This window comes from Rhodoblastus sphagnicola, assembly GCF_002937075.1.
GTDB lineage: Bacteria > Pseudomonadota > Alphaproteobacteria > Rhizobiales > Beijerinckiaceae > Rhodoblastus > Rhodoblastus sphagnicola.
Window position 1 is genome coordinate 1 of sequence record NZ_NHSJ01000039.1, and the last position, 15474, is coordinate 15474.

Sequence of the window (15474 nt, forward strand, 5' to 3'; positions counted from 1 at the left end):
GCGCGGGGCGGGCGAACCGATCCGCCTGCTGGCGGAAATGGACGACGGCGACGATGTCGCGGCGGTGTTCGTGCATCGGCCCAACGGCAAGATGCTGGTAGCGGCCAGCGACGGGCGCGGCTTTGTCGCGGCCGAGAACGACATGATCGCCAACACGCGCAAGGGCAAGATGCTGTTGAACGTGGAGGCGCCGGCCAAGGCGCGCTTCATCGTTCCGGTCGAGGGCGACACGGTGGCGGCGATCGGGGAGAACCGAAAGCTGGTGTGCTTCCCGGTGTCGGAAATCCCGGAAATGACGCGCGGCAAAGGCGTGCGGCTGCAACGCTACAAGGACGGCGGCCTGTCGGACATCAAGACTTTTGCGCTGGACGAGGGCCTGTCGTGGACGGATTCGGCCGGCCGAGTCCATAATGTGGGCAAGGACGCGCTGACGGAATGGCTGGGAACCCGCGCCGACGCCGGCCGCCTGCCGCCGAAGAATTTTCCGAGGAACAACAAGTTCGGGTGAGGGGGCCTCCAGGTCCTCGGGAAAGTTGCTCTCCTTGATGTCCGCATATTTTGGCGCTATATTGCGTCAAGAGATGTGGCGAAGAGGATACGACCATGGGCTTGGCCCAATATGCGGATGACGGCTTTTTCGCGCCGAAGAAAATTGCCGATACATTGCGCACCACCAGCGCCGAAGTGGCGCGCACGGCGGGGCTTGGCCGGGACGCGGTACAGCGCGCCAATCGGATCAGGTCCGACAGCACCCAGCGCCGCTTGCGTGAAATGGTCGAAATCCTGAACAAGGTGGAGCCGCGCTTCGGATCGGCGCTGCTCGCCTATGCGTGGTATCGGTCAGAGCCATTGTCGGGCTTTTCCGGGCAAACGGCCATGCAGCTCGCGCGCGCCGGGCGCGCCGATGAGGTGCTCGACTATATCGACGCTGTCGATTCCGGCGTCCATGCGTGAGCGCGCCGCTAAAATACAGCGGCAAGCTTTTTCGTGCGCTCAATCCTGTTTACGCCGGCCAACCGCTTTCGGGTGAGGGCGCCGCGCGCTTCGGTGGCCGGTTCAACCCTAAAAATGTTCCCGCGCTTTATTGCTCGCTGTCGCCGGTGACCGCCTTGCGCGAGGCCAATCAGGTTGGCGCGCTGCAGCCGACCACACTGGTTTGCTATGACGCGGAGATCGAGACCATTTTCGACGGCCGCGACGCGGAGGCGCTGGCGCGGGAGGGCATGGATGCGGCCGCCCTCGCCGCGCCAAGCTGGCGGGATGAGATGAAACAGGGCGAGGCGCGCAGCCAGAATTTCGCGCGCCGGCTCAGCCAGGCGGGTTATTTCGGCCTGCTCGTCCGCAGTTTCGCCGCGGGCGCGACAGCGGACGATTTGAATCTTGTGCTGTGGACATGGGGCCAATCCGCCCCGACCCGGCTCACACTGATCGATGACGAGGGACGCTTGGCCGCCTCGTCTCGACAGCGGTAAAGCTTCAACAGCAGCGAAACCCGCTCGCGTTGCCCACCCCGAACCGCCGGTCCTCCCGATTGCGGAAGAATTCCGTGCGGCTCATCGCAGGCTGGCCCGGATGCGTCCGGGCCACATGGGCGACATAGGCGTCATAGTCCGGTTGGCCGCACATCAGCGCGGCCGTCTGGCGCAGGGATTTCCCGATCGCCTTAAGCCTTGGAGGGCAGCACACCGGCATCGCCAACCTCCCTGGTCGTGACAGCGGGATTGGCGCGGGCCTTGGCCACGGTCCTCACGCCAGCGATGATCATGGCGAGCACCACCACCATGAAGATGGCGGTCAGGCCGGCGTCCACATAGGCGTTTTGCGCCACGCGCGCCGCCTCTTCGGCGGTCTTGGCCGGCGCGAGCGCCTTGCCCTCGGCGGCGGCGGCCGCATACTTGCCGGCCTGCGCGAGGAAACCGATGGCCGGATTGGCGTCGAACAGTTTTTGCCAGCCGGCGGTGAGCGTGCAGATCAGCAGCCAGAACGTCGGCACGAGGGTGATCCAGGCGAACTGGTCGCGCTTCATCTTGAACAAGGCCGCCGTACACAGGATCAGCGCGATGGCCGCGAGCATCTGGTTGGCGATGCCGAACAGCGGCCACAAGGTGTTGATGCCGCCGAGCGGATCGACCACGCCCTGGTAGAGGAAATAGCCCCACATGGAGACGGCGAGGCCGGTCGCGATCAGATTGGCGGCCCAGTTGCGGGTCCGCGCCATGAAGGGAACGAAATTGCCGGTGAGGTCCTGGATCATGAAGCGGGTGACGCGGGTGCCGGCGTCCACCGTGGTCAGGATGAACAGGGCCTCGAACAGGATGGCGAAATGATACCAGAACGCCTTCATGGCGGAGCCGCCCAAAAAGCCGGCCAAAATTTCGGCCATGCCGACGGCGAGCGTCGGCGCGCCGCCCGCACGCGAGAGGATGGTTTTCTCGCCCACGTCCTGGGCGACTTGCGTGAGCATTTCAGGGGTGATGACAAACCCCCAGCTGGAGATCACGGAAGCGGCTTTCACGGCGTCCGTGCCGATCACGCCGGCCGGCGCGTTCATGGCGAAATAGACGCCCGGCTCCAGCGCCGTGGCGGCGATCAAAGCCATGATGCCGACAAAGCTTTCCATCAACATGGCGCCATAGCCGATGAAGCGCAGTTCCGATTCGGAGCTGACCATTTTCGGCGTGGTGCCGGAGGCGATCAGCGCATGGAAGCCGGAGACGGCGCCGCAGGCGATGGTGATGAACAGGAACGGGAACATCGCGCCCTTGAACACCGGCCCCGTGCCATCGATGAACTGGGTCACGGCCGGCATTTTCAGCGTGGGCATGACGATGGCGATGCCGACAGCCAGCGCCAGGATGGTGCCGATTTTCAGAAAGGTCGAGAGATAGTCGCGCGGCGCCAGCAGCAGCCAGACCGGCAGCACGGAAGCGACAAAGCCGTAGCCGATCAGCAGCAGCGCCAGCGTCTCGCCTTTAAAGGTGAACAGCGGCGCCAGCGTCGGACTTTCCGCCACGGTCTGGCCGTAGAGGATGCCGGCGATCAGCAGCACGAAGCCGATCATCGACATTTCGGCGATGCGGCCGGGCCGGATGAAACGGTTGTAAACGCCCATCAATAGAGCGGTGGGCAAAGTGGAGAATACGGTGAAGGTTCCCCACGGGCTGCCAGCGAGCGCCTTGACCACCACCAGCGCCAGCACCGCGAGCAGGATGATCATGATGGCGAGTACGCCGAACTGCGCGATCAGGCCAGCGGTGACGCCCATTTCGGTCTTGATCATGTCGCCGAGCGAGCGCCCGTCGCGCCGCGTGGACAGGAACAGCACGATGAAATCCTGCACCGCGCCGGCGAAGACCACGCCGGCCAGCAGCCACAGCGTGCCCGGCAGATAGCCCATCTGCGCCGCCAGCACCGGGCCGACCAGCGGTCCCGCCCCGGCTATGGCCGCGAAATGATGGCCGAACAGCACGTATTTGTCGGTGGGAACGTAGTCCAGCCCGTCATTGTGGCGCATGGCGGGCGTTGCGCGCGCATCGTCCAGTCGCAAGGCGTAGCGGGCGATAAACAGGCTGTAGAAGCGGTAGGCGATCAGATAGACGCACAGCGCGGCGGTCACCAGCCACAGGGCGTTGATGCTCTCGCCGCGATGCAGCGCCACCGTCCCGAGCGCGAAAGCGCCGAGCCCGGCGACCGCCACCCAAGGCAAATAGGATACCAAAGCCGGTTTGCCGGCTTGCGACACGCTCGTCATTGACGCTTCCCCCACCGGGTCAAGCCCAGCCTGATTGTCCCGATCCAGGGATGACTCGTCGCTTGCGTCGCGTCAAGACTGGCGCGACGCAAGGTTTGATCCCGGTGAGGGTTCCGCGCCCATGGCGGAATTGGCGGGATCGGGCCTGAGGTTTATAGCTGGTCGACAAGCCATTGAGATTCGCCATCCGGGAGGGCCGCGATGAAGCTCGTCATGTTTGATATCGACGGCACGCTGGTGGACAGCCAGAATGTTATCGTCGAGGCGCAAAAGCGCGCCTTCGCCGCCCATGGCCGCGAGCCGCCCAGCCGGGAGCGCGCGCTTTCCGTGGTCGGCCTGTCGCTGCGCGAGGCCTTCGTCGAATTGACCGATGGCCAGGGGCCGGTCGAGACGCTGGCCGCCGCCTACAAGGCGGCCTACAGCGAATTGCGCGCCCACGCCACGCCGGAAGAGGACAGACTTTATCCCGGTGTGGACGCGCTGCTGCGCCGCCTGGCGGCGCGGCCCGATTGCAAGCTCGGCATCGCCACCGGCAAGAGCCGGGTCGGGGTGCAAAAACTGTTCGCGCGGCAGAACTGGGCCGATTTGTTCGCCACGGTGCAGACCGCCGACGACGCGCTGTCGAAACCCGCGCCCGAAATGTTCGAGCGCGCCCTGCGCGAGACCGGCGTAACCGCCGAAAACGCCTGCATGGTTGGCGACACCACCTTCGACATGATGATGGGCCATCGCGCCGGCGCCCATTGCATTGGCGTGGCCTGGGGCTATCACTGTCACGAAAAGCTGGGCCCGGCGGGCGCCAATGTTCTCGCCCACAGCGTGGACGAACTCGAGACGAGGCTCCAAGAGTTCTTGAAATGAATGAGTTTTTGGCATGACTTCTTCAACGCGTGACGATCTGACCGCGATTTTCGTCGCCGACGAGGAGCGCAATCCGGTTAAGGCGGCGCAGCGCGAAATGAAGCGCCCGCTGCCGAAAAAATTTTACACGGAGGTGGCGGTCGCCCCGGCCGAAAGCGGTTTTGGGCTGATGCTCGACGGCAAGCCGGTGCGCACACCGTCGCGCGGACAACTGGCGCTGCCGACGCAGGCGCTGGCTGAAGCGCTCGCCGCCGAATGGCGCGGGCAGGGCGAGCATATCGACCCCGCCACCATGCCGCTGACCCGCATGGCCAATACCGCGCTCGACGGCGTCGCCTTGCAAATGGAGCAGGTGGCGGCGGAAATCGCCAAATTCGCGGCTTCGGATCTGGTGTGCTATCGCGCCGGCGAGCCGGAGACTCTGGTCGCCGCGCAGAACGCCGCTTGGACGCCGGTGCTGGCTTTCGCCGAACGGGTTTTTGGCGCCCGCTTCCATCTGGCCGAGGGTGTAATGTTCGTGGCCCAGCCAGAGGACTCGATCGCGGCGGTGGCGCGGGCGATTGACGCCGAGGCGCAACAGCCCGACGGCGCCTTCCGCCTCACCGCCCTGCATGAAATGACGGCTCTGACCGGTTCGGTGCTGATCGCGCTGGCGCTGGCGCGGGGCGCGCAAAAATTCGACGAGGGCTGGGCGGCGGCCCATGTCGACGAGGACCACCAGCTCAAACTCTGGGGCGGCGACGAGGAGGCGCAGGCCCGCCGGGCGGTGCGGCTGAAGGACATGCGCGCGGCTTATGAGCTTTACGCTGCGCTGGGGTAGTATTTGCCTTGCGTAATGCGCGCCGGAGGGAAAGTCGCGCAAGGCAAAGTTGCGCAGGTATTTTACTTCAACCGCGCGGGCATTCGGAGTCCCTCCACAGGCGGTCAAATCGCCTTCGCGTTGATCTGGCTCGCCGTGACGCTTGTGCTGGCCGTTCGCTATGGCGGGCTGAAGCGCGTCCGCGTCGAGGGCGATTCCCTCTACGTCTCGGATTTTCGCAGGGAACGGCGCGTTGCGCTGGACGATATCGCGGCGGTCGGGCCGGACGATTCCCGCTCGCGCCAGGGGGTCAAGTTCATCCTGCGCCGCCCCAGCGCCTTCGGCGGCGAGATCGTGTTCATCCTGAAAAAGGTCTGGCCGTTCTGGCGCCCCATCGCGAGGTCGCCGCGCTGCGGCGCCGCGCCGGATTGCCGCAAAGTTCGCCGTATTAGCCAAAAGGCGTTCATCCAAGCGTCATCTTGCCTGTTCCGGTCCCCCTCCGCGCGTGTTAAACCCCGCGCGAATTTCCATTTTCGCCGCGCCGCCGCCAAGGCTCGCCACAAAGACCGGAATGGCTCCATGAAAAACATCCTCGCATCCCTTGAAAAACGCCGCAAAGGCGCCCGCCTCGGTGGCGGCCAGAGGCGCATCGACGCGCAGCACAAGCGCGGCAAGCTGACCGCCCGCGAGCGCATCGAACTGCTGCTCGATCACGGGTCGTTCGAGGAATTCGACATGTTCGTGCAGCATCGCTGCGTCGATTTCGGCATGGACGAGGGCGAGAAGATCCCGGGCGACGGCGTCGTCACCGGTTGGGGCACGATCAACGGCCGCGTGGTCTATGTGTTCGCCAAGGATTTTACCGTGCTCGGCGGCTCCCTGTCCGAGACTCACGCGCAAAAGATCATAAAAATCCAGGACATGGCGCTGCGCAACCGCGCGCCGATCATCGGCGTGTTCGACGCCGGCGGCGCCCGCATCCAGGAAGGCGTGGCGGCGCTGGGCGGCTATGGCGAGGTGTTCCAGCGCAATGTGCTGGCCTCCGGCGTCATCCCGCAGATTTCGGTGATCATGGGCCCGTGCGCGGGCGGCGACGTCTATTCGCCGGCCATGACCGACTTCATCTTCATGGTCAAGGACACGTCCTACATGTTCGTGACCGGCCCGGACGTGGTGAAAACCGTCACCAACGAGACGGTGACGGCGGAAGAGCTGGGCGGCGCCTCGGTCCACGCCACCAAATCCTCGATCGCCGACAAGGCCTATGACAATGACCTCCAGGCGCTGCTGCAAATGCGCCGCCTGATCGATTTCCTGCCGTCGTCCAACACAGACGAAGTGCCGGAATGGCCGACCTTCGACGATTGCGACCGTTATGACATGTCGCTGAACACGATCATTCCCGAAAATCCCAACAAACCCTATGACATGAAGGAATTGATCACGAAGGTCGTCGACGAGGCCGATTTCTTCGAGATCCAGGAAGCCCACGCCAAGAATATCGTGGTCGGCTTTGGCCGCCTGTCCGGGCGCACCGTCGGCTTCGTCGGCAACCAGCCCATGGTTCTGGCCGGCGTGCTCGATTCCGACGCCTCGCGCAAGGCCGCGCGCTTCGTGCGCTTCTGCGACGCCTTCAACATTCCAATCGTCACCTTCGTCGACGTGCCCGGCTTCCTGCCCGGCACCGCGCAGGAATATGGCGGACTGATCAAGCATGGCGCAAAATTGCTGTTCGCCTATGCCGAAGCCACCGTGCCGAAGGTCACGGTCATCACGCGCAAGGCGTTCGGCGGCGCCTATGACGTCATGGCCTCCAAGCATTTGCGCGGCGACATCAATTATGCCTGGCCGACCGCGCAAATCGCGGTGATGGGCGCCAAGGGCGCAGTCGAGATCATCTTCCGTCAGGAAATGTCCGATCCGGACAAGATCGCCGAGCGCACCAGGGAATACGAGGACCGCTTCCTGTCGCCTTTCGTCGCCGCCGAACGCGGCTATATCGACGAGGTGATCCATCCCTATGGCACGCGCAAGCGCGTCGCCCGCGCCCTGGCCATGCTCCGCCACAAGGAGCTGGAAAACCCGTGGAAAAAGCACGACAACATTCCGCTGTGAGCGGACGGAACTTGCTCAAGGAAACCTCCCGCCGGTTTGGCGGGAGGTTTTTTTATTTTGGCGCCCAAGCTTATGTTTTGCTTGATTTTACGTAAGGTAACGCACGATTAAGACGTTTCACCTAAAAATTTAACAATCGCCATTTTCCGAATGTGCGCAAGGGCTTGTGAGTTGATCGCCATGCAATTGCAGTTTTCCCCGGCTGGCGGGTGTGGCCCGCGGCCCGCCCAGAGCCCTGAACTCAATCGCGTCCGCGTCGCCGCGCTGGTCCGGCAAATGCCGCTGCTCGCCCTGGTGATCGCTGGAAACACCCTGGCGCTCGCCGCGATGGCGCTGCATTCCGCTCCGCTGCCGCTCACGCTGTCCGCGCCGGTGGCGCTGCTCGCAATCTGCGGCTTGATGGCGTTCGACTGGCTGCGGATCGCGGGAAGGGTGATCGGCGAAGAGGAGGCGGGCCGCATCCTGCGCCGCGTCAATACGGCCTCCACCGCGCTCTCCATGGTCTATATCGTCTGGGTGACGGCGCTTTATGTCCACGCCGACGCCGCGCAGCGCAACGCGCTGATCCACGCCGTGGCGCTCACCGGCATGTTCGCGATTTTCGCGCTGGCGCAATTGCCCAAGACGGCGCTGCTGATCGGCGGCATGAGCCTGCCGGGTTTCGCCTGGCTGCTGATGACGGCCGGCGACTCGACCTCCATCCTCGCCGGCGTCAATATTTTCATCGTGCTGTTGTCGCTGTTCATGTCGGTCAGCGGTTCGTCGCGGGATTTTGACGACATGGTGGCCGCGCGCGCCCAAGCGTCGCAACTCGCCAAGGACAAGTCGCAACTCGCCAAGGACAAGTCGCAACTGGCCGACGAAAAGTCGCAACTCGCCGAGGACATGTCGCGACTGGCCGACGAAAAGTCGCGACTGGCCGAGGACAACGAGCGCCTCGCCAACACCGACAGCTTGACCAGACTGGCGAACCGGCGCGCCTTCTTCGCCGACATCTCCCGCGAGATCGACACGGGCGACCCGGTGCTGATGGGCATTGTCGATCTCGATGGCTTCAAGCCGGTGAACGACCTCTATGGCCACGCCCTCGGCGACAAGGTGCTGTGCGAATGCGCCGAGCGCCTGCGCCTGTTCGGGCAAGAAGGCGCGACCATCGCGCGCCTCGGCGGCGACGAATTCGGCGTCTTCCTGAGCGGCCGGATGACGGACTCCGATATTCTGGCGTTCGGCGCGCGAATTTGCGCGGCGCTCAAGGCCCCGGTGCGCATCGGCGACGCCCACGCCACCATCTCCAGTTCGATCGGCTTCGCGCGCTTCCCCGAGGACGCCCGCGACGCCCAGCATCTCTACGAGCGCGCGGATTTCGCGCTCTATTACGCCAAGCAGAATCGTCGCGGCGAGGCCGTGCTGTTCACGGCCGATCACGAGACCAACATGCGGATGAACGCGCGCATCGAGCAATGCCTGCGCCGCGCCAATCTCGAAGAGGAAATTCAACTCGAATTCCAGCCCTTGTTCGATGTCGCCGACCAGTCGATCGTCTCGTTCGAGGCGCTGGCGCGCTGGAAGTCGCCGGAACTCGGCGCTGTCTCGCCCACCCAGTTCGTCCCGGTCGCCGAGCGCAGCGAAATCATTCACGCCCTGACGCGCACCGTGCTGCGCAAGGCCTTGAAGGCCGCCAAGGCCTGGCCCGAATCGCTGGGCGTCAGCGTCAATCTTTCGGTGCGCGACCTGCTGTCGCCGCGCGCCCTGACCCAGATCGTGGCGATCATCGAAGCCAGCGAAATCGACACGGCGCGGATCGACATCGAGGTGACCGAGACCTCGCTGCTGACCGATTTCGAGAAGGCGGAGGCCGCCTTGACCATGTTGAAGCGGCTCGGCGTGAAAATCTCGCTCGACGATTTCGGCACAGGCTATTCAAGCCTGTCGTATGTCCACAGGCTGCCGGTCGACAAGATCAAGATCGACCGCAGCTTCATCCAGGAAATTCACGGCAGCGGCGTCGCCCGCGATATCGTCAAGAGCATGATCGGCCTGATCGGCAATCTCAACCTGCATTGCGTGACCGAGGGCGTCGAAACCTCCGAGCAGTTCGACCTGCTGCGCAAGTTCGGCTGCAATGTCGTGCAGGGCTTCCTGTTCAGCCGCCCGATCCCCCAGGACGACGTGGCGCGCTTCATCGCGGAGGCGAAGACCAAGCCACGCTTGTTGTCGCGCGCCGGTTGATCGCTATTTGCGGCAGTGCGCCTGCGCCGGAAATTCGATCCGCGTCAACGCGCCGACCAGCGCGTAATCGCCATAGTCGAGACGCAGATTGGTCGAAACCCCGTTTTCGTAGAGATCGTAGCTCAGCGTGTAGTCCGGCAGACCGTCGCGGACGCTTTCGGGAAAATAGGCCAGCGATACCGGCCAGCGCTTGAGACCACGCAATTGCGGCGCGTTGGCGGCGGGGTCGCCATCGACAATGTTGCGCGCCGCGCCGATGACGGCGGTGACGTTGAAAATCTTGCGTCCGTCGGCGGAGCCGTCGAACACGCGCGCCAGCAGGATCTTTTCTCCACGCTCCGCAGCCTCGATCAACCGGGCGACATGCTGGGTCGGAAACAACACCGCGCCATCCGTGCTTATCTTCTGGGGCCGGGGCGCGCTCAGCGCGATGGCGAGGGCGCCGTTGCTGCGCTGGGCGCGGCCTTCGACCTCCTCGCCGCGCGATCCCGTTTCATTGGTGGCGAAACGAAAGTCCTGGCCGCGCCCGTCCTCATAGGTGCTGACGCGGCTCTCGCTGACCTGGCGACGGCCCTCCTGGGGTTGCATGTCGATCGCCTGCCGCAGGGTCTGGGCATAAAAGTCGCAATCGGCGGAGAAATGATAGGAGATCATGCCTTCTGCGGTCGCAGGCGCCTTGGTTCCCGTCGCGTCGGCCATCCGCAAGAGATAGAGCGCGCCATGGCTGGCGAGGCTCGGCGCCTGCGGTTCGGCGCGAACGGCGGCGCCGGTCGCCATCAGGCACAGCAGGCTGGCGGTCAGGCGCATGGATAAGGTCTCCCTGGGCGTCGCATCATTGTCATCGCGGACGCGAAACAGCTTTACTGTCAATCTTCGGCGAAATTGCGCTCCAGCGCAATGCGCGAAAGAGGACCGCGTGTTATTCGCCGACGCTCGATAGGATCGCGCGGCTTCCCTCCAGCCGCAAACAGACTCACTAAGGAAAACGCCCATGGCTCAGATCGCCAGCGAAGTCGAACGCCGACTCGCCAATCTCGGATTCGTCCTGCCGACTCCCGCCGCGCCGGTCGCGAATTACGTTCCATCCGTGCGCAGCGGCGCGCTGCTGTTCGTCTCGGGACAATTGCCCTTCGGCCCGGACGGCTCGCTGAGCGAAGGCCATATCGGCCGCGTCGGCGCCGAAGTGGAGGAGGGTGTCGCCAAACAGGCGGCGGCGCTGTGCGCGGTCAATGTGCTGGCGCAGGTCCGCGCCCAGATCGGCGACCTCGACCGGATCGCTGCCTGCGTTCGGCTCGGCGGTTTCATTCGCGGAGCCGAGGATTACACCCGACTCGCCCTGGTGATGAACGGCGCGTCGGACCTGATCGGCGCCGCGCTTGGAGAAAAGGGGGCGCACGCCCGCTCCACCATCGGCGTGGCGCAACTGCCGCTGGGCGCCTGCGTCGAAGTCGAGGCGATTTTCGAGATTCTGCCGTGAACGGGATTTTGCCGTGAACGCCCCGGACTGGCTGACCGCCCGCCCCATCGCCCATCGCGGGCTGCACGACGGCGGAAAAACCGAGAATTCGCTTGCGGCGCTGTGCGCGGCGGTCAAGCACGGTTATGCGGTGGAAGCCGATGTCCGGCTGTCGCGCGACGGCGAGATTTTCGTCTTCCACGACGACGATCTCGCCCGCCTCACCGGCGCCGAAGGCTTGTTTGGCCAGCGCGATTCTGCGGAGGTCAAAACCCTGCGGCTGCGCAGCGGCGAGCCGATTCCCCCCCTCGCGTATTTTCTTCGCGAGGGCGCGACGACGCCGCTGATTCTCGAACTGAAAAGCGATTTCTCCGGCGATCTCGCGCTGGCGCGAAAGATTCCCGCCGCGCTCGCCGGCCATGCGGGGCCAGTGGCGTTGAAAAGTTTCGACCCCGCCCTGATCGCGGCGCTCCGCGCCGCTGGCGCGCCCTGGCCGCTCGGCATGGTCGCGCAGGCCGATTATGACGGCGACGAGGATTTCGCCAACCTGTCGGCGGCCGAGAAAGACCGGTTGGCCCGCTTCGTCCACGCCGGCGAGACGCGCCCGGATTTCCTGTCGTGGCGCTGCGGCGACCTGCCCAATGCGGCCTGCGAACTCGCCCGCGCCTGCGCGGGCATGAAGGTGATGAGTTGGACCGTGCGCAACGCGGCCCAGGCGGCGCAAGTGCTGCGCCACGCCGACCAGATCGTGTTCGAGGGTTTTGAAGCTTAAGCGCTCAGGCAGGCGGCGCCGAACAGATCGCGCGCCGCGTCGCCGGGACGGTTCCAATATAAAGGCGCGCCGTCGGTTTCGACCGCCACGGCGCGGGCGCCGCCGGGCAGGGCCGCATCCCCGTCCGTCCAGCGCCAAACGCTCGATTCGACCTCGCGCCACCCCTCGCCGAGCGCCGACAGATCCTGCGCCACGCCGTCGATCTCCAACCGGGTGACGAGAACGCCAAGAGCGCGATCGTCGGCGCTGGCCGGAATCATATGGGCCGGGGTCCACACCCGCGATTTCAGCCGCAGCGCCCGCGCGTCGGCGGGAATGTCGAATATGACGCGCCCGCCGTCGCGGCGCGCCGGTTCGATCGCCACGCCATCGGCCAGCAGATGCAGATCGGGATCGCGCGTCATGCCATGGCCGAGCGCCAGGACCCGGGCGAGCAGCGCGGCCTTGGCGGCCTCAACCTCCGTCCCGGACTTGCGCAGCGGATGACACGCGCCTTCCGCGCATTTTGGCGCGAAATCGGGGAAAAGCTGCACCGCACCGTCGTGATTGGCGAACGCGGCCCGGTTGCCACAATCAAGATAGGACTCAGCCGGCAAGTTTTCAGCAAGCAGAATGTCGTGGGCGTCGAGTTCGACGTGATAATATTCAACCTGGGCGAGCGCGACCTGTTCGATCGTGACGCCGTTGGCCAGCGCGATCGCCGGGATCAGCGCGCCATCGACGAAAATATTGTGGCCGGGACTGACCCACAGGTCCCGGCGCGGCCGGTCCTCGCCGAAGGCGTGGGCGGCGATGCGGACCGGCCAGACCGCGCGCGGGTCGGGGTCCCGCGCGAGACCGAGCCGCCGCCAGCCGATCCAGCGAACGGGCCGGCGTCCTCCGTTCGCCGTGACGGCGACGTCGCCGACGCGCAAATCCTCGACGGCGACCTCGCCGCGTTCAGTCGCGATCCGCGCGCCCCGGCGGTAGCAGGCGACGACGGTGATCAGCGTGCCCTCGCCGCTGGCGTCGGCCGTGGCCAGGAAGGTCTTGCCGCTTGCGGCGGAGTCGAGATTGAAGCTGTAGGTGACGCCGTTCTCGGTGACGGACAGAGGGCACACATAGGTCAAGCACGCTTGGAGATCGACCAGGGTCGCGAATGACAGTTGCGGTTGGCCACCCGTGTATTTGACGGAGGTCAGGTCGATGCTGTCGCCCTCGACCAACCCGAAAATGGTCTGGATCGTGCTGCTCGTCACGGTTCCCAGCGACAGCTTGTTGTTGGCGCCATCGCCGAAGACGAATTCGATATCGGACGGGACCGCGCCCGCGACCTGCACCGTCGCGCCGCCGCTGAGGGCGATCACGCCGCCGCCGGATGCGGAGATCGTCGTGGGGGCCGGCGCGACCATGTTGACCGAACTGGAGTCCCCAATGGAGCCGTTGACGACGAGCGTTGCGCCCCGCACTTCTAGCGTCGGCCATTGCGCGCAATAACGATCCGCGGTTCCGTTAAAGCCGGCCAGCGTCAGGGTGTCGATGGCGACGGAGCCGGAGTCGATCACGACATCGACGCGGAAGAAGTTGGTCGAATAGGGGAAACTGTACATCAGAAACTGGTAGCCGAGTTCCCCCGCTACCAAAGTGACGTTGTCCAGAGAGCCGTCCGATCCGCCCAAGCCGCTGCCGGGCGCATCGCCGGGCATCGGCGCGCTGAAATTGAGCGAGGGGCCGAGAAGCCAGTCGAGCGAAGTGTTCCAGTTGATTTGGCCGTTCCGCCAAGTGTAAACGCCATTGGCGACGGTGATCGGCCCCCAGACATAATCGGTCATGGCCAGACTCCGAAACTTGGCCGCGAGCGAAACAGCGCAACCTCGCGCGATCGTCTCGAACGGCCATGCGCCGCGCCAGATCCAGCCTTACCTTACTTAACGTCACCCTATTTTGCAATCTGCGAGTTGTGGAGCGATCCGCGCCAAAAAAAAAGCCGCCCGGTCGGGCGGCTTTGGACAGGAAACTCAAGATCTTACTTGATCTTGGTTTCCTTGAACTCGACGTGCTTGCGCGCGACGGGATCGTATTTCTTGAACGCCAGCTTGTCGGTCTTGGTGCGGGCGTTCTTCTTGGTGACGTAAAAGAAGCCGGTGTCGGCGGTTGACAGCAGCTTGATCTTGATCGTGGCGGCCTTGGCCATTTCTTAAACCCTGCAATCCGGCGCAGCATCCAGAATCGGACGAAGGCCAATGGAAACCAAAGGGGCCGGATTTCTCCGGCCCGAATTCGTGTGCGCAAAATAGCCAACATGACCGCTTTGTCAAGTTTCCCGAGGAGTCTTTGGCGTCTTTCCGGCGAACGGACCATGCAAGAACAGGATGAGACCGAGATAGACGACGAACAGCGCGCCCAGGGCGTCGAACAGGCCGTGCGGCGCGAAATCGAGCCCCAGTCCAAGCGCCAGCGGCCCGACCACCATGCCCAGCGCATACATCATGACATAGGCGGCGTTGGCTCCGGACAGATTAGCGCCGTGGAATTTTTCCGCCAGCGCGGCGAGTCCGACCGTATAAAGCCCGCCGGTGACGCCGCCCCAGACGAAAAGGCAGGCGGCGTAAACCTCGCGATGGACGGCCAGGCCCGGCAGGATCAGCGCGCCGAACAGGCCGACCAGACTGAACCATCCGAGCAGCCGAATTTTGCTGGTCCGGTCGGCGATGATGCCGATTGGCACGGGAAACACCACATTGCCAAGCGCGAACAGGGTGAGCTGAAACGTCGCCCATTGCGGCGAAAAGCCGGAGCGCAGGCCGAACACTGGCAGCAACCCGGTCAAGCCGGTTTCGACGCAGCCATAGACGAAGGCCGCGACCACCGCGACCGGCGCGGCGCGAAAAATCGGCGCGAGTTTCGGGCTGCCGGAGGCGTGCGACTCGGCGTCGAGATCGGCGGCGGATTGGCCCGCCCAGACCACCGGCAGTCCGCCGGCGGCCATCAGCGCGGCGGCGAGCGCGAAGGGCGCCACTCCGTCCGTCCCGGTCAGGCTGAGCAAAGCCGGCCCGAACGCGAAGCCCAAAGCCAGGAAGGTGGCGTAAAGTCCGAGCACGAGCCCGCTTTGGCCGCGCGGCGCCGCCGCGCTGATCCAATATTCGCTCAGCACGAACACAGTGGTCAGCGCCAGCCCGAAGACGAGCCGAATCGCCAGCCACAGCCGGTAATCGTCGGTGAGGGCGAAGGCCCCGAGCGCGGCGACCGCCAGCGCGATGGCCGCGCCGAGCAAGGGGCGCAGGCCGAACCGGCGGGCCAGCGCCGGGGCGAGCGGCGCGCCGAGCAGGGTGGCGAGACCGGAGACCGCAACCTGCGCGCCATTGTCGCGCGCGGCGAATCCGGCGGCTTCGAGTTTAAGCGCCAGCAGCGGAATCACCAGCGACAGGCCGATTCCGACGATGGAGATGCACGCGATGGCTGCGGTGAGCGATTTTTTAGTCTGTGCGTCGAAGGCGGTCATGCCCCGCTAT

At 64.9% G+C, this 15474-nt stretch carries 15 protein-coding genes; 9 read left to right on the forward strand and 6 right to left on the reverse strand.

Translation table 11 applies throughout. From position 1 onward, the window contains the following. The 3 genes from CCR94_RS05405 to CCR94_RS05415 form a co-directional block, all read left to right on the forward strand. Nucleotides 1-508: DNA gyrase C-terminal beta-propeller domain-containing protein (locus CCR94_RS05405; protein ID WP_275112805.1), on the forward strand; the 508-nt coding region annotated here is incomplete at its 5' end. Nucleotides 509-603: 95 nt separating this feature from the next. Further along, nucleotides 604-954: an antitoxin Xre/MbcA/ParS toxin-binding domain-containing protein gene (locus CCR94_RS05410; RefSeq protein ID WP_104506860.1), complete on the forward strand. Its 351-nt coding sequence runs from the start codon at nucleotides 604-606 to the stop codon at nucleotides 952-954. Next, the gene (locus CCR94_RS05415; protein WP_104506861.1) at nucleotides 951-1472 is read left to right on the forward strand and encodes an RES family NAD+ phosphorylase; all 522 of its coding nucleotides are present in this window, start codon (nucleotides 951-953) and stop codon (nucleotides 1470-1472) included. The genes CCR94_RS05410 and CCR94_RS05415 overlap by 4 nt, the downstream gene beginning before the upstream one ends. Nucleotides 1473-1476: 4 nt before the next feature. On the opposite strand, the gene CCR94_RS05420 is transcribed toward CCR94_RS05415, so the two are convergent. After that, nucleotides 1477-1692, reverse strand: a complete 216-nt coding sequence (locus CCR94_RS05420; protein ID WP_104506862.1) for a YbdD/YjiX family protein — start codon at nucleotides 1690-1692, stop codon at nucleotides 1477-1479. Further along, complete coding sequence (locus CCR94_RS05425; protein ID WP_104506863.1) at nucleotides 1664-3751, reverse strand: carbon starvation CstA family protein; 2088 nt, start codon at nucleotides 3749-3751, stop codon at nucleotides 1664-1666. Before CCR94_RS05425 ends, CCR94_RS05420 begins: the two co-directional genes overlap by 29 nt. Nucleotides 3752-3964: 213 nt before the next feature. On the opposite strand from CCR94_RS05425, the gene CCR94_RS05430 reads away from it, so the two are divergent. From CCR94_RS05430 to CCR94_RS05445, 4 genes are all read left to right on the forward strand, one after another. Further along, the gene (locus CCR94_RS05430; RefSeq protein ID WP_244593951.1) at nucleotides 3965-4612 is read left to right on the forward strand and encodes an HAD-IA family hydrolase; all 648 of its coding nucleotides are present in this window, start codon (nucleotides 3965-3967) and stop codon (nucleotides 4610-4612) included. A 13-nt stretch (nucleotides 4613-4625) separates the two neighbouring features. Then, nucleotides 4626-5432 (forward strand): ATP12 family chaperone protein, encoded by an 807-nt coding sequence (locus tag CCR94_RS05435; RefSeq protein WP_104506865.1) that lies wholly within the window; start codon nucleotides 4626-4628, stop codon nucleotides 5430-5432. 558 nt (nucleotides 5433-5990) lie between these two features. Then, nucleotides 5991-7526, forward strand: coding sequence for an acyl-CoA carboxylase subunit beta (locus CCR94_RS05440; protein ID WP_104506927.1), 1536 nt, complete (start codon nucleotides 5991-5993; stop codon nucleotides 7524-7526). 180 nt (nucleotides 7527-7706) lie between these two features. Further along, nucleotides 7707-9755 carry a putative bifunctional diguanylate cyclase/phosphodiesterase gene (locus CCR94_RS05445; protein WP_158254636.1) on the forward strand — a complete coding sequence of 683 codons (2049 nt, stop codon included), beginning with the start codon at nucleotides 7707-7709 and terminating at the stop codon, nucleotides 9753-9755. Nucleotides 9756-9758: 3 nt separating this feature from the next. On the opposite strand, the gene CCR94_RS05450 is transcribed toward CCR94_RS05445, so the two are convergent. Next, a complete protein-coding gene (locus CCR94_RS05450) occupies nucleotides 9759-10562 on the reverse strand; it encodes an EipB family protein (RefSeq protein WP_158254637.1) in 804 nt (267 codons plus the stop codon). 184 nt (nucleotides 10563-10746) lie between these two features. On the opposite strand from CCR94_RS05450, the gene CCR94_RS05455 reads away from it, so the two are divergent. After that, a complete protein-coding gene (locus tag CCR94_RS05455; protein WP_104506868.1) occupies nucleotides 10747-11232 on the forward strand; it encodes a RidA family protein in 486 nt (161 codons plus the stop codon). A 13-nt stretch (nucleotides 11233-11245) separates the two neighbouring features. Beyond that, nucleotides 11246-11983, forward strand: a complete 738-nt coding sequence (locus CCR94_RS05460) for a glycerophosphodiester phosphodiesterase family protein (RefSeq protein ID WP_104506869.1) — start codon at nucleotides 11246-11248, stop codon at nucleotides 11981-11983. Here CCR94_RS05460 and CCR94_RS05465 read toward each other — a convergent pair. The 3 genes from CCR94_RS05465 to CCR94_RS05475 all read right to left on the reverse strand — a co-directional run bounded on the left by CCR94_RS05465 (nucleotide 11980) and on the right by CCR94_RS05475 (nucleotide 15464). Beyond that, nucleotides 11980-13794: a Hint domain-containing protein gene (locus CCR94_RS05465; protein ID WP_104506870.1), complete on the reverse strand. Its 1815-nt coding sequence runs from the start codon at nucleotides 13792-13794 to the stop codon at nucleotides 11980-11982. The two genes, CCR94_RS05460 and CCR94_RS05465, sit on opposite strands and share 4 nt — an antisense overlap. A gap of 194 nt (nucleotides 13795-13988) precedes the next feature. Then, on the reverse strand, nucleotides 13989-14156 hold the full coding sequence (gene rpmG, locus CCR94_RS05470; RefSeq protein WP_104506871.1) for a 50S ribosomal protein L33: 168 nt from the start codon (nucleotides 14154-14156) through the stop codon (nucleotides 13989-13991). A gap of 120 nt (nucleotides 14157-14276) precedes the next feature. Beyond that, a complete protein-coding gene (locus CCR94_RS05475; RefSeq protein ID WP_104506872.1) occupies nucleotides 14277-15464 on the reverse strand; it encodes an MFS transporter in 1188 nt (395 codons plus the stop codon). Nucleotides 15465-15474 lie beyond the last annotated feature (10 nt).